General features: G+C 68.1%; 15 protein-coding genes. 10 read left to right on the top strand and 5 right to left on the bottom strand.

Annotated elements, in window-relative coordinates; translation table 11 throughout:
* The first annotated feature begins 116 nt into the window (after positions 1-116).
* Both ABZS29_RS27185 and ABZS29_RS27190 read left to right on the top strand, forming a co-directional pair.
* The gene (locus ABZS29_RS27185; protein WP_355465857.1) at positions 117-635 is read left to right on the top strand and encodes a SigE family RNA polymerase sigma factor; all 519 of its coding nucleotides are present in this window, start codon (positions 117-119) and stop codon (positions 633-635) included.
* The gene (locus ABZS29_RS27190; protein WP_355465859.1) at positions 635-1,597 is read left to right on the top strand and encodes a hypothetical protein; all 963 of its coding nucleotides are present in this window, start codon (positions 635-637) and stop codon (positions 1,595-1,597) included. The genes ABZS29_RS27185 and ABZS29_RS27190 overlap by 1 nt, the downstream gene beginning before the upstream one ends.
* A 146-nt stretch (positions 1,598-1,743) precedes the next feature.
* On the opposite strand, the gene ABZS29_RS27195 is transcribed toward ABZS29_RS27190, so the two are convergent.
* Positions 1,744-2,526: a helix-turn-helix transcriptional regulator gene (locus ABZS29_RS27195; RefSeq protein WP_355465861.1), complete on the bottom strand. Its 783-nt coding sequence runs from the start codon at positions 2,524-2,526 to the stop codon at positions 1,744-1,746.
* 110 nt (positions 2,527-2,636) lie between these two features.
* On the opposite strand from ABZS29_RS27195, the gene ABZS29_RS27200 reads away from it, so the two are divergent.
* Together ABZS29_RS27200 and ABZS29_RS27205 are read left to right on the top strand one after the other, a co-directional pair.
* Positions 2,637-2,999: a nuclear transport factor 2 family protein gene (locus ABZS29_RS27200; protein WP_355465863.1), complete on the top strand. Its 363-nt coding sequence runs from the start codon at positions 2,637-2,639 to the stop codon at positions 2,997-2,999.
* 25 nt (positions 3,000-3,024) lie between these two features.
* Positions 3,025-4,443 (top strand): alpha/beta hydrolase, encoded by a 1,419-nt coding sequence (locus ABZS29_RS27205; protein WP_355465864.1) that lies wholly within the window; start codon positions 3,025-3,027, stop codon positions 4,441-4,443.
* Between the two features lie 486 nt (positions 4,444-4,929).
* Here the strand turns inward: ABZS29_RS27205 and ABZS29_RS27210 are convergent, their stop codons facing one another.
* The 3 genes from ABZS29_RS27210 to ABZS29_RS27220 form a co-directional block, all read right to left on the bottom strand.
* Entirely contained in the window at positions 4,930-5,247 is a 318-nt protein-coding gene (locus ABZS29_RS27210) for a hypothetical protein (RefSeq protein ID WP_355465866.1), read from the bottom strand.
* Positions 5,244-5,438: a hypothetical protein gene (locus tag ABZS29_RS27215; RefSeq protein WP_355465868.1), complete on the bottom strand. Its 195-nt coding sequence runs from the start codon at positions 5,436-5,438 to the stop codon at positions 5,244-5,246. Before ABZS29_RS27215 ends, ABZS29_RS27210 begins: the two co-directional genes overlap by 4 nt.
* Before the next feature lie 300 nt (positions 5,439-5,738).
* Positions 5,739-7,115, bottom strand: coding sequence for an MFS transporter (locus ABZS29_RS27220; protein ID WP_355465870.1), 1,377 nt, complete (start codon positions 7,113-7,115; stop codon positions 5,739-5,741).
* A 67-nt stretch (positions 7,116-7,182) separates the two neighbouring features.
* On the opposite strand from ABZS29_RS27220, the gene ABZS29_RS27225 reads away from it, so the two are divergent.
* On the top strand, positions 7,183-7,599 hold the full coding sequence (locus tag ABZS29_RS27225) for a helix-turn-helix domain-containing protein (protein ID WP_355465872.1): 417 nt from the start codon (positions 7,183-7,185) through the stop codon (positions 7,597-7,599).
* Here ABZS29_RS27225 and ABZS29_RS27230 read toward each other — a convergent pair.
* On the bottom strand, positions 7,556-8,755 hold the full coding sequence (locus ABZS29_RS27230; protein WP_355465874.1) for an MFS transporter: 1,200 nt from the start codon (positions 8,753-8,755) through the stop codon (positions 7,556-7,558). The genes ABZS29_RS27225 and ABZS29_RS27230 overlap by 44 nt on opposite strands.
* A gap of 66 nt (positions 8,756-8,821) precedes the next feature.
* Between ABZS29_RS27230 and ABZS29_RS27235 the strand changes: the two genes are divergently transcribed.
* The 5 genes from ABZS29_RS27235 to ABZS29_RS27255 all read left to right on the top strand — a co-directional run bounded on the left by ABZS29_RS27235 (position 8,822) and on the right by ABZS29_RS27255 (position 13,577).
* Positions 8,822-9,259 (top strand): helix-turn-helix transcriptional regulator, encoded by a 438-nt coding sequence (locus ABZS29_RS27235; protein ID WP_355465876.1) that lies wholly within the window; start codon positions 8,822-8,824, stop codon positions 9,257-9,259.
* Positions 9,260-9,269: 10 nt separating this feature from the next.
* Entirely contained in the window at positions 9,270-10,046 is a 777-nt protein-coding gene (locus ABZS29_RS27240; RefSeq protein WP_355465878.1) for a GNAT family N-acetyltransferase, read from the top strand.
* A gap of 60 nt (positions 10,047-10,106) precedes the next feature.
* Positions 10,107-10,622 (top strand): SigE family RNA polymerase sigma factor, encoded by a 516-nt coding sequence (locus tag ABZS29_RS27245; RefSeq protein WP_355465880.1) that lies wholly within the window; start codon positions 10,107-10,109, stop codon positions 10,620-10,622.
* Positions 10,623-10,633: 11 nt separating this feature from the next.
* Positions 10,634-11,644, top strand: coding sequence for a hypothetical protein (locus ABZS29_RS27250; RefSeq protein ID WP_355465882.1), 1,011 nt, complete (start codon positions 10,634-10,636; stop codon positions 11,642-11,644).
* 148 nt (positions 11,645-11,792) lie between these two features.
* Positions 11,793-13,577, top strand: a complete 1,785-nt coding sequence (locus tag ABZS29_RS27255; RefSeq protein ID WP_355465884.1) for a DUF222 domain-containing protein — start codon at positions 11,793-11,795, stop codon at positions 13,575-13,577.
* Positions 13,578-13,693 lie beyond the last annotated feature (116 nt).

Raw genomic sequence — 13,693 nt, forward strand, 5'->3', positions numbered from 1 at the left:
AACCTCTCCCCTGTACAGACTGTTAACAAATTTCTTCCAAGGAGTTGGTGACAGAACAGAACCTAGTCGGTCACCCACGGGGTTTGGACCGGTGTGACAGAGGCAGAGGAGATTCGATGACCCGGACCGCGGACGCCGATTTCGAGCGCTTCGTGCAGACCCAGTCAACCCCGCTGCTCCGCTTCGCGGAGATGCTCTGCGGCGATCGGCACCACGCCGAGGACCTGGTGCAGCAGGCGTTGATGCGGTCGTATCCGAAATGGCACCGGTTGGACGGCGATCCACTTCGCTATGTGCGCCGCGTGCTGGTCAACCGGTTCCTCACCCAGGCCCGCCGGCGCTGGAACAACGAAGTACCCAGCGACCCGGTTGAGAACGATTGGGACCAGCGAGCGGTAGCGGACTTCGCCCAGCAGGTGCAGACCAGAGAGGCCGTGCTCTCGGCCTTGGCCGGTCTGACTGTTCGGGAGAGAGCCGTCGTCGCGCTGCGCTACTCGCAGGATCTCTCCGAGGCCGAGACGGCCGAGCTGCTCGGTATGGCTCCCGGGACCGTGAAGTCGACGGCCTCCCGGGCGCTGGCCAAGTTGCGTCTGGCACCCGACCTGATCGACAGCGTAGTAGTTGGAGGAAACTGATGAGTGACGAGCAGCGGGTACGTAGCGCTCTCGAGTACGACCTGGAGCCGTACACCCCGAACGCGGGTGACCTGATGCGGCGCGGCAAGCGGCTCGCCTGGGTCCGGCGCGGTCTCGCCGCGGCCGGCGTCACCGCTCTGGCCGGCACCGTGGCGACGGTCTCTGCCGCGGTCGGCGGACCGGCCCCGGTCAAGAACCTGTTCGCCGGTGGCCCGAAGCCGCCGCCGGTCGCCGTACCGATCGAGACCCCGAAGGCCCCGACGGTCGACCCGAGCTGCCTGCCGGCCAAGCCGACCTTGCCGGTGGTGAAGGTCAACAAGACCATCGACCCGAACCAGCAGCCCTCGGTGCCGAAGCCGGTCCTGGCGAGCAAGCCGACGGCGGCTCCGGCGCTGCCGGGCAAGCCGAGCGTGCCGACGGCGAAGCCGACCTTCCCGACGACCAAGCCGACGTTCCCAGGCGGTACGCCGTCCTTCCCGACGACGAAGCCGTCGCTGCCGGGCAAGCCGACCCTGCCGCGGGTGCCGACGACCAAGCCGTCGCTGCCGACCGCGAAGCCAACCTTGCCGACGACGAAGCCCTCGTTGCCGGGCAAGCCGACTCTCCCGACGACGAAGCCGTCGCTGCCGGGTAAGCCCTCGCTCCCGACCAGCGCTCCGTCGCTGCCGGGCAAGCCGAGCCTGCCGGACTGCGTGCACGGCGTCCCGACCAACGTTCCGTCGCTGCCGTCGAAGCCGGGCAAGCCGTCGGTGCCCGCGCCGAAGCCGAACGCGCCGAAGCCGGCCGCCCCGACCGTCAAGGTCTCCGGCGGCGTCAAGATCACGGTCGACCCGGGCAAGTACCCGCACAGCAAGCCGTCGATTCCGACCATCAAGCCGACCTTCCCCACCACGAAGCCCAGCATCCCGACGCCGAGCTTCCCGACCACGTTCCCGACCGGCCACCCCTCCTCAGGCCGGTAGGGCAACCGGTCACCGGCGAGCCCAGCGGTGGGCGGAACCGCTCCGCTCGCCGGTGACCAGCAATTCGTCGGCCTGCTCACGGCCGGCTCCACCGAGCGGCCCCGTTCCGGCTCCCTCCCCCCTGCTGCCGGAGCGGGGCCGTGGTGTTATGCCAGCTTCCGCAGCAGTTCGGCGGTGGCCTCATCGGCCGGGTAGAACGACTCGATCATCAGCTCGGAGACGGTGACGTCGAGCGGTGTCCCGAAGGTCGCGATCATCGTCAGCAACGACAGCTGCTCGCCCTGGTACGTCAGCTGGACCGGTACGACGACCTCCGACGGCCCGCTGTGGACCGGCTGATCGTCGGTCGCGTAGCCGCGGAGTTCGTCGTACAGGTCCTGGAGTTCGGGGTCGGCGGTGCTGACGATCTGGCGTTGCAGGCTGGTCAACGCGGCGGCGCGGACCTCGGGCAGGTTGGTGATCCGGCCGCCCAGGCCGTCCGGGTGCAAGGTCAGCCGGAGCGCGTTGACAGGTGCCTGGAGCAACTTGTCGTCGACGCCGGTGGTGAAGATCTTGATGCCGGCGTTCGCCTCGACGATGTTCCACCAGCGGTCGACCACCAGAGCCGGATACGGCTGATGCGCTTCGAGCAACCGGCGCAGCGTGGTCCGGATCGCCAGCATGGCCGGCGAATGCAGTGAGGACTCGCTGTAAATCGGTGCATACCCACCGGCGAGCAGCAACTGATTGCGATCGCGCAGCGGTACGTCGAGATGCTCCGCGAGCCGCAGCACCATCTCCCGGCTCGGCCGCGACCGACCGGTCTCGACGAAGCTGACGTGCCGCGTGGACACGTCGACCCGGTTCGCGAGATCGAGCTGGCTGAGCCGCCGGTGCTCGCGCCAACCGCGCAGCAACTCACCGACCGGGCGCTGGAACGTCTCTGTCATGCCTTGACGGTAGCCGCCGGTGTAGGGACCGCCATTACCTCTGACGTCATCGACCGGACGCGGTCCGCGGCGGCAAGGTTCTGGTCATCCGAACCAACCAGGAGGAAACGATGACCGCACAGACTCTCGCCACCCAGTACTTCGCGACCTGGAACGAGCCCGACGCCGACCGCCGGGCCGAACTGATCGCGGCCACCTGGACCGAGACCGCTACCTTCGTCGACCCGAGCTTCGAGACGCACGGGCCCGACGAGCTCAACAAGCTGATGGGCGCCGCCCAGCAGATGTTCCCCGGCCTCACCTTCGTCCACATCGGTGAGATCGACGAGCACCACAACTACTACCGCTGGACCTGGCACCTGAAGGCGGAAGGCCAGGAGCCGGTCGCCGGCGGCACCGACATCGTCACGCTCGACGCTGACGGCCGCATCGCCCACCTGCTCGGCTTCCACGACTTCGCTCCGGAGCACTGAACCGGGCAGGTCGTAAGTTGCGAGCATGTGGAAAAAGCTGAGTGGGGTGCTCGGGGCAGGGGTGCTGCTTGCCGGACTGTTGCCGGCCGGTACGGCGGCAGCGGCCGGACTGCAGTGGAAGGAATGCCACCCGGGGGCGGTCGAGCAGTGCGCGACACTGAAGGTGCCGCTGAACTGGTCGAAGCCCTCGGGCCCGACGACGAACGTCTTCGTCGTGCGGGTCCCGGCCAAGGATCAGGCGCACAAGCGCGGCTCGCTGGTCTTCAACCCCGGCGGACCGGGTGGCGCGGGTGGGTCGATCTTCGAAGCAGGGCTGGCCGATTTCTTCCTCGGTCCGTTGCGGGACACCTACGACCTGGTCAGCTTCGATCCCCGCGGTTCCGGGAGGAGCAGTCAGCTCGACTGCGGCCCGGTGCTGCGTCCCGGCGTACCGGTGTTCCCGAAGACGAAGGCGCAGTACGACGCGATGGTCGCGTCCAGCCGGGCCACCGGTGAACAGTGCCTCAAGCAGCACGGTGATCTGATGCGCAACCTGGACACCCGCACCGTGGCACGCGACATCGACGCGATCCGCGCCGCGTTGGGCGAGCGCAAGATCAGCTTCTTCGGGATGTCGTACGGGTCGTTCCTCGGCACGATCTACGCGCAGCTGTTCCCGCACCGCGTCGACCGGATGCTGCTCGACGGCATCGTCGACCACTCGCAGGGCTCGACCCGGTTCATGCTCGAAGAGGCCAAGTCGATGGAGAGCGAGTTCGACGCGTTCATCGACTGGTGTGCCGCGGACAAGGCCTGCGAGCTGCACGGTCAGGACGTCGGCGCACTGTGGGACAAGACGGTCGCGAAGGCCGACAAGACCCCGCTGACCAGCCCGAACGGTCCGGTCACCGGCGACGTGATGCGGATGGCGCTGCCCGCGCTGCTGCCGAAACTCGAGATGTTCGGCTCCGACTGGACCGCCCTCGCGAGCGCCCTCGCCAAGGCGGCCAAGGGCGACGGCTCGGGCTTCGGCTCCAGCTACATCGGCTACCCCGAGACCGCCTACGCGGCCGTCTCCTGCATGGACCTCCCCGGCGAACTCCGCGGGTACGTCGACGCCCGCGCCCGGCTCGCTCTCGCCAAAGCCGTCGCCCCGCGCGTCGGCGGCGCCGTCGAGGCCTGGGCGATGGCGGCCGCCTGCTCCGGCTGGCCCATCCCGCCGAGCAACCCGTGGCAGCGCACGCCGGTCCACGGCGCACCGCCGATCCTGATCGCATCGTCGTCGAACGATCCGTCGACTCCGGTCTCGGGCGCTCGCGGCCTGGCCCGGCAGATCGACAACAGTCACCTGTTCATCGCCCAGGCCCACGGCCACACGGCGTACCTGAACTCGGAGTGCGCCCGCACGCACATCACGGCGTACTTCCTGGAGGGCACGCTGCCCGCGAGGAACGCCTGCCGCTAGAGCGCTCTCAGCGGACCCGAGCTCGGCGGGCGCACCTGGGATGCGCCCGCCGGGTCCGGTCGTTCTCCCGCCCCTCAGTGGGAGAACTCGCGGCTCGGTGAGTTTCACCCATGCCCGAATGACACTGACTGAACCGCGGGACGAACTAGTGGTACCCCACTCTGGCCGCGAGCACACCTCGACGCACGCGGGAGGAGCCAAAAACTTGACGTTTATCGAACCTTTCGGCCCCGGACGGGCCGCCCGGGTATTACTGGATGACGTGGGGGCTAGACCAGAAGTCGCCGAGCCGGCGCCGCCGCGCGGGTGAAGCCGTTCGGCTACAAGATAGTTGCCTAGGGCATCGACAAGGCCCCACCGGTAGCAGCCGGTGGGGCCTTGGTGGTCCACTACCGCCCGGGCATTCCCGGTGCAGCTGTGGAGGTGGAGAGCGGAACCGACGCCGATGCAGGGGTCAAGACGTCAGCTCCGCTTGTCTGTGTTGAGTTATGCCTTCGGATTCACAGCCCAGACATGCGCCTGGTGGAACTCGAGGTGTTGCCGCATCGCAGCCGGGGAGCCGACCGAGCCGAGGTGGTGCATCGCGGGGACGACGACCGCACGGACGTCGGACCGCTTCACCTCCTCGAGCAGTGCGTGGAAGGCGGCGGATTCGGCCGTGTCGCGCTCGGTGTAGACCGTGCCGAGGGTGAATCCCTCGGCGCTGGCGAAGGCGGCGAGGGAATCTGTCGCCGCGGCCAGCTCCTCCGCGCAACTCAGCGCGTCGGCCCGCACATATCCGAGCAGCGTCGGCCGGGTCGTCATCGACCCGGCCCGGCCACAACGTCCGCCGGCACCGGCTCGCTCGTCACCCGGAGGGAGGCGAAACGCCGCTGCATGGCTTCCTCGTACTGCGCTGCCTGCTCCGCTGTGGCGGTGTGGTCCGCGATCGGGTGAGCGCCGAACCACACTCGCACCCGACGGTGCGTGAGGGGCGTTTCGAGCGTCTCGGTCATCAGCGGGTTCCTTCGGCAGTCTCGGTCGGCGCCCCGGACGGCTTTGTCCTGGGCTTGAGAAAAGAACACCTCATCTCCGCCGCCGCAGGAACACTTCCGCAGGGACCTTTACAGAGCCTTGACGGAGAGTAGGGAAACCCTACGAATCCCCTGGTCAGGGCCGTCTCGCCGGATGCTTATCCGCGCCTTCGAATGAGCTGTCAAGAATGTTTGCACGGATTTACCAATAACGATTCGGCAGCCATGGCGATGTTTCGAAGCCGATGGAAATGTCGTACGTCCTTGAATATGCAGAGCCTGCTAACCCTGTGCGGCCATCCGGTCACGCATTGGTGTACGCAATCCGGCGGCTGCGACGGCGACGCCGATTCCGGCCGCGATCAGCGGGACCAGCAGACCGTTGCGGAAGGCATCGGTCGTCAACTCGTCCGCCGCGGCCAGTACGGCGGCCACCATCGCGAGCCCGAGTGCGCCGCCGAACTGGAAGGACGTGGTCAGCACGCCACCGGCCAGTCCTTGCTCGTCCTCGGCGACCCGATCCGTCGCTGCGATCGTCAGCGGTCCGTACGCGAGCGCGAACCCGAGACCGAGCAGCAGGAACGTCGGCAGCATCGCGGCGAACGTCGTACCGAGGGGAAGGAAGGCCAGGTAGGCAAGGGTTGCGAGCACGAAGCCGCCGAAGACTACGCGGGCGTTCCCGAAGCGGTTGACCAGCCACGGCGTCAGCGTCGGCGCCAGCACCGAGTCGATCCCGATCACCATCAACGCCAGTCCGGTCTTCCACTCCGACCAGCCGCGCAGCTCCTGCAGGTAGAGAACAGTGACGAACTGGAAGCCGACGAACGAGCCGACGAGCAGGATCGCGCCGAGGTTCGCCCGGATCAGTGCGGCGTTTCGCAGCAGGCCGAGGCGGATCAGCGGGCTCTTCGCTCGCCGCTCAATCGCTCCGAAGGCCGCGAGCAACGCCGTACCGGCTGCTGCGGTGATCAGGGTTTGGATCAGTGCGACGTCCGGTGCGCGGACGACGGTGGCGACCAGCAGCAGCATCCCGCCGGTGAGAGTGAAGGCGCCGGCCAGATCGAATCCGGAGCGGATCGCCGGTCGTTGTGCGTCCCGCGGGATCAGGACGATCGCTGCGGCCAGGATCGCCGCCGACACCAGGACCGGCGCGAAGAAGACCCACCGCCAGTCGATCGTGGTCAGCAGCCCGCCGGTGACCATGCCGAGCGAGAAGCCGCCGGCCGCCGTACCGGCGTACACGAGGAGAGCCTTGTTGCGTTGCGGGCCTTCGGGGTAGGTGGTGGTGATGATCGACAGGCCGGCCGGTGTCATGAAGGCGGCCGCGACCCCGGTGGCGAAGCGCGCAAGGATCAGCACCCAGCCCTCGGTCGCGAGCCCGCCGAGTCCGCTGAACAGCAGGAATACGACCAGCCAGCCGACGAACATCCGGCGCCGCCCGAGCAGATCCGCGGCCCGGCCGCCGAGCAGGACGAAGCCGCCGTAGCTGAGTGCGTAGGCGCTGACGATCCACTGCAGTTCACCGGTGCTCAGGCCGAGCTCGGCCCGGATGGAAGGCAGGGCGACGCCCATCATCGAGACGTCGATGCCCTCCAGGAAGATCGCGCCGCAGAGCACGAACAGGACTGCCCAGGACCGGGCAGTGAGGGTTGTCGACACGAAAACTCCCAGGTGATCGATGGTTCTCTCTTGTAACTGACCCCATCCTCGGGAACCATCGACAGCTATGGAAGAAGGCACTTTGAAGGAACCGAGTCACTCCTGCTGTACCGAGGAGGCCTTCCAGTGGGACACCCGGGAGGACTGCGACGTCCGGCAGATCCTGGACCGGATCGGCGACAAGTGGTCGTTGCTCGTGATCGCGCTGCTCGACGACCGCTCGATGCGGTTCACCGAGCTGAAGAAGACGATCGACGGAATCAGTCAGCGGATGCTGACCGTCACGCTGCGCCAGCTGGAGCGCGACGGGCTCGTGAAGCGAACCGTCTACCCGGTCGTGCCGCCACGCGTCGACTACGAGCTCACGCCGCTCGGCGTCACGCTGCATGCGACGATCCAGTCGCTGGTCACGTGGACCGAGACCCACCAGGCCGAGATTGCTACGTCCCGAGCTCGGTACGACGCTGCTGCGGCGTCCTCGTGAACGCTGCCGGATGACCCGGTACGACGATCAGCGTCAACAAGCCGGCGATCACGGCGAACCCCGCGAGCGCGTTGAGGGTGACCGGCAGGCCGAGGGCTAGTGTCGCGGCCGGTGCGGCCAGCGCGCCGATGATGAGGGCGAGCGAATCGGCGGCGAAGAAGAGTGCGCCGATGCGAGCGAGCATGGTGGGTGGCGCGGTTCGCTGGATCGCGGTCTCGGCGGTGATCAGCAGGATGCTCCCGGGGGGACCGATCAGGACTGCGGCGCCGATCGCCCAGGCGACGTTCGGTGAGTTGACGAGCAGGAAGAACGCGGCAGCCGTGGCGAGTTGAGTTATGGCGAGGAGCCCGCGAATCCCTAACCAGGACTGGGCCTTCGAGCTCAGGGCCGCGCCGATCAGGTAGCCGGCGCCGAGGCCTGAGATGAGGTAGCCGACGGTTGCGCCGGGTGCGTGCAGCCGGTTCACGATGAAGGGAACCAGGAGCGCTGTCAGGCCGGCGTTCGCGGTGAGGAAGAGCGTTTGGCCGAGCAGGATTCCACGTAAGGCCCGGTGGCGAACGACGTACTCGACGCCGGGGCGTACGCCGCCGACGTCGGAGGTCCGCGGGTAGGCGCGGATCGTCGCGATGATTGCCGCTGACAACAAGTAGCTGACGATGTCGATGATCAGGACCGTCGTCATGCCGGGGCCGGCCAGCAGCAGCGCGCCGAGCGGTGGTGCGGCCAGGCGGATGGTGCTCGCGGTCGTGGCGGTGATCGCGTTGGCCCTGGCCAGCTCTGGGCCGGTTCCGACGACGGCCGGGATCAGAGCGCGAGATGCGGGGCGAAACACTGTGGCGGCTGCGTTTTCGACGAGGACCGCCAGGTAGATCAGCCAGATCCGATCCGCGTTGGCGAACAGGATCGCCGCCACCGCGGCCGCGCTGACCAGGTCTGCGATCCACAGCGCTCGCGAAAGGTCCCAGCGGTCGAGCAGAGCGCCGGCCCATGGCCCAAGCAGTAGTGGCGGCAGGGCCTCGAGGGCCAGCGTCAGTCCGGTCGCGGCGGCTGAGCCGGTCAAGGTGAAGACCTGAACCGGCAGGGCGACCACCAGCAGCCAGGTTCCGACGCCGGAGATGCCGCTGCTGATCCACAACCGCCGGAAGTCTGCGCTCACAAGCCGGGAAGGTATCCTGACAGAACAATGCTTGGCAATAATGTTTTGTCAGAATAGAATCCCAGCGTGGAACTGGGTGAAGTACTCCGCGATCGCCGCAAGGCGGCCGGGCGCACGATCGCGTCGGTCGCGATGGATGCCGGCCTGTCCGTGCCCTACATCGCCAACCTGGAGAACGGTCGCGGCAACCCGACCGTCGCCGCGCTCGACCGGTTGGCCGAGGCGCTCGGCACTCGCCTGGAGGTGCGGATCGGCGAGACCGTCGACGAGCTTCCGTCGGTCGGCGCCGAGCTGGTGGATGCCTCTCCGCGTGGGGCTGACGTGATCAAGGCGGTCGTGGGGCGCGGTCGCACGCGCGCCGCGGTGCACGACGACCTCGTCCGGACCATCGACGCGCTCGGCAACCTGCTCGGGCAGCCGCCGACGACCGCAGACCTCGACCGGTTGCTCGACCTTGTGTTGCTGGCTGAAATGCGGTCGAGGGCTGTCGGACCGACGGACTAGGGTCGGTGGTATGCAGATCGGGGCGCGGATCGCGCGAGCACAGTTGAGCGGCTTGGGCCGGTCGCGCCGGCAGATCGTCGTCGGGCCGTTGGTCGGCCTCCTACACGACGAGGACACCTGGTTCCTGTCGACGATGGTCGCCGCCGAGCCTGGTACGCCGTTCGATCCGGACGAGGTGCGGGAGTCGGTGACGGTTCTGCGGAAAGCCTTCGCGGCCGAGGGACGCTGGCTGAGCGCCGAGCTGATCGAAGAAGCAAACCCGGGGCTGGCCGAGGAGCTGGAGACCCACGGCATGACGATCGTCTCCCGGCCGCCGCTGCTGGTGGTCGAGCCCGACGATCTGGTGCCGCCGCCGCTGCCCGCCGGCGTGACCGTGCAACTGGTGAGCTCCGACGCGGATCAGGCCGACGCGAACGCGGTTGCGGCGGATGCCTACGAGACCGACGAGGTCGGCTTCACCTATCAGCCCGTACTCAGCGACGGTGGTGCGGTGCTCGTTCGGAAGGACGGCGTCGCGGTTGCGACCGCTGCCTGGACGGCTGTTGCTGACGGCGTCACCGAGGTCGCCGGCGTCGGCACGGTCCACACTCACCGTCGGCAAGGCCTCGCCGCGATCGCGACGGCGTACGCGACTCAATACGCCTTCGACGAGGCCGGCGCCTCGCTCGCCTGGCTCACCCCGGGCGACGACGGAGCCGATCGCGTCTACCGCCGCGTCGGCTACGCGCCGCAGGCGACCGCCGTCCACCTGGGTGATCCGGGCGGGCATCTCGCCGACCTGCGCTGACGTGCAACCTCACTCTCCCGGCCGCTCGTATTGAGGGGGACAGAGGAGAGTGGAGGGCCGATGCCGGACCGGGATCAGGAGTACGTCGAGTTCGTCGCGGCGGTGAGTGCGTCGTTGCGGCGGACCGCGTTCCTGGTCTGCGGCGACTGGCATCGCGCCGACGACGTCGTACAGGACGCTCTGTGCAAGCTGTACCGCTCGTGGGCGAAGGTCGATCGCGGTGGGAACCCGCTCGCCTACGCCCGCCGTACGGTCGTCAACGCGGCCCTGGACAGCGGCCGGCGCCCCTGGCGCCGGGAAGTGCCGACCGCTGACCTGCCCGCGGACCGGGTCACACCGTACGCCGACCCGGCCGTCGGGCACGCCGACCGCGACGAGGTCCTCGCCGCCCTCGCGACGCTCGCTCCGCGCCAGCGGGCCTGCGTCGTCCTGCGGTACTACGAGGATCTGTCGATCGAGCAGACCGCCCAGATCCTGGGTTGCTCGACCGGCACCGTGAAGAGCCAGGCCGCGCGCGGCCTCGACACTCTCCGAACCGCCATCGACCAGGCCCGCCGGATCGGCAGGCCTGCGTGAAGGAGAACCCCATGGACGACGAACGAGTCGTCGGCGCCGAACTGAACCGGCTCGCCGCCACCGATCCCCTGGACCCGATCGACCCGCAAGCGATGCTCACACGCGGCCGCCGGAGTCGCCGTACCCGCCGCCTGCTCGGTGTCGGGGGAGTAGTCAGCGCAGTGGCCGCCGTCGCGGTCGGTGCCAGTCTGCTACCAGGGTCGGCGGTTCCGACGCCGGAGCCCAATGTGGCGAGCCCGTCCAAGAAGACCAGTGTCGCTTCGGACTTCACCGCGGTGCCCGGCGTGCCGCGCGGTGAAATGGGATCGGGCAACCAGCTGGCGCTGAAGGAGGCGAACCGCCGGTGCGCGCTGCGCTATCCCGAGGTCAAGCGGCCGATCCGGAACGCGCCGAACTGGTACGCCGGCATGTCGGTGATGTTCCAGTTGCAGAAGGGCGATCGCTACGCGGAGTGCATCATTCCAGGCGGGGACAAGCCGTCCGCGGCGTTGGTCGCCGCCGCCCGGCGTGACCCCATCCCGGCGACCGCGGCAGGCCAGCTGCGCAACTGTTCGGTGCAGTTCTGGACCGATCTGACCAAGTGGCGGATCATCGCCACCGACACCCAGCCGGGCCTCGCGGCCGCGCTGGTCGCCCAATCGCCGTCGGGCAAGAGCACCGTGACCTGCGCCCTGATGCTCACACGAGAGCACGAGCCGTACCTCGGTCCGGCATCGCACATCCTCAGGAGCAACATCGTCGGCCGGAACACGTTCGGGGAGGCCTTCATGTACCCGAGCGGTGGGCAGCAGAACTGTTCGAGGAACAAGTGTGACGGCTGGCTCAATGTCTCGACCGGGCGGATCCCGGCGAACATCGCCAAGATCCGGATCGAACCGGTCAGTGGCGGTTCGCACGAGATCGCCGTCCGCGAAGGCTGGTTCGCCCTGGCCTACCTGGCCCCTGACCCGCAGGGACGGCCGGACGCGAAGGTGACGGCGTACGACAAGGCCGGAAAGGTCCTGCAGGTCCTCAACGGTTAGTGGCACTCCACGCTCTGGTCCGGCACGAACTCTAGTAGCTGTGGGCAAGTTGCGCATGCAACTAGCCCGCGCGATTGCCCACAGATCCTTTGTATATAAGGGGTTCTGGGCTCGGAAACTGTCGGTGGCCGTGTCTAGGCTGTTGGGTATGGAGATCGTGGCGATGCCCCCGGCGTGGTCGCAGAGCGGCAGCGAACTGCTGTCGACTCTCGACACCCTCAAGGCCGCCATGTCCTTGCTGAAAACCTATGAACTGCAGGTCATTGGCCGTCTCGACGAGATGGGTACCGCTCAAGAACTAGGCGCCCGCGACACCGTCGAGCTCCTAGCTTTGCGCTACCGCACCGACCGGGCCGAGGTCCGCAAGGACCTCACCTTCGCCGGGTGCCTGCACAAGTACCCTGCCGTCACCGCCGCCCTGCCCGACCCTGGTGACCCTTCCCGCCCGGCGGTCCTGTCTCCCGAGCAGGCCAAGGTGATCGTCACGACCTTGGAGAAGGCACCCTCCACTGTCCCGGTCGAACACCTGACCGTCGCCGAGCAGCAGATGGTCGAGGCCGCCCGGGTCGCCAACCCGCGCGAGCTCGCCCGCTTCGGCCACAAGGTTCTGGCCACGTTGGACACCGACGGCCCCGAACCTGCCGAAGACGAGGCTCGCGCGAAGGAGTCGCTGCGGCTGCGCCGATCCGACGGTGGTGTGAAGTTCACCGGTTTCCTGGCCGGCGACAGCGCCGAGTTGTTCGAGACCCAGATCCACAAGCTCTCCAAACCGCACAAGACGATCGACGGCAAGCTCGACCCCCGCCCCCGCCCCCGCCCCCGCGACAAGCGCCAAGCCGACGCCCTCAAAGCACTCCTCGACGCCGCCGCCGGTAATCCCGACCACCCCGGCGTCCCACACCTGACCGTCACCATCGACTACAACGACCTCAAAACCGCCATCGACGCGCCAAACGGCGTACCCGCCACCGGGAACCCTGGCACTGGTCTTGGTTCTGGTGCGGTGGGTGAGTTGGTGTTCGGCGGCAACCTGTCCGCCGCCGCCGTCCGCCTAATGGCCTGCGACGCAGCGGTCCTGCCGATCGTGCTCGGCGGCGACTCCCAACCCCTCGACATCGGCACCGAACAACGCTTCGTCAACCGCTACCTGCGCCGAGCTCTCAACAAACGAGACAAAGGCTGCGTCGTCTGCAAAGCACCACCGTGGATGTGCCACGCCCACCACCTCATCCACTGGGCCGACGGAGGACCCACCAGCCTGAACAACCTCGCGCTCCTGTGCGCCCTGCACCACCGCGCGGTTCACGCCGGCCAATGGACCATCACCATCACCGACGGCATCGTCCACGTCACCCGGCCTACCTGGGCCGACCCACCCCCAACCGACCTCACCACCCTCGCCAACCTCATCACCTGGAACACCCCTGCCCACAACGCCGGTCGAACCAGCGCGGGTAGCAGCACGGCCAGTTCCGCTCACACCAACGCGGACAAGGCCCGCTCGCCAATAGCCGGCACCAGCACCAGCCTCACTGGCACCAGCCTCACCGGCGCCAGTACAAGCATGGGCAATCCGGCCAGCGACATCTGGTCCAGCGCCGCCAGCGCGAACTCCAGCCACCGCCGCCGCAGCTCCAGCACGAGCGACGGCCAGGACAGCATCAGCAGACCCAGTCCAGGCAGCGCCACTGCCACTACAGGCAGCGCCACCCGCTCGGTCCCCACCAACACCAGCGCCGACAACAACAGCGTCAGCACGTCTCGCGTCAGCAGCAATCCGACCCACGAGCACCCAACCCGTCTCCCCGCAGCCAGCACCCTCCCCAACCCAACGCTCGCCGCCGCCCGAGAAGCCCTCCGAACCAGACTGACCGCCCTGGTCCCGAACCACTCCGACCCCTGGGCCGCTCCCACCCCAACAAGCGACCCGTAAGCCGCGCCGGCAGGCCGCCCGCGGCCGCAATCCCCGACACCCGCAGGTGGTTGGTTGCAGCCGTTGCCAGTGGTAATCCCGCCGGGAGCGACAGCACTTATCCCCGAACCACCACC

Origin of the sequence: Kribbella sp. NPDC005582, from assembly GCF_040605415.1 — a bacterium.
GTDB lineage: Bacteria > Actinomycetota > Actinomycetes > Propionibacteriales > Kribbellaceae > Kribbella.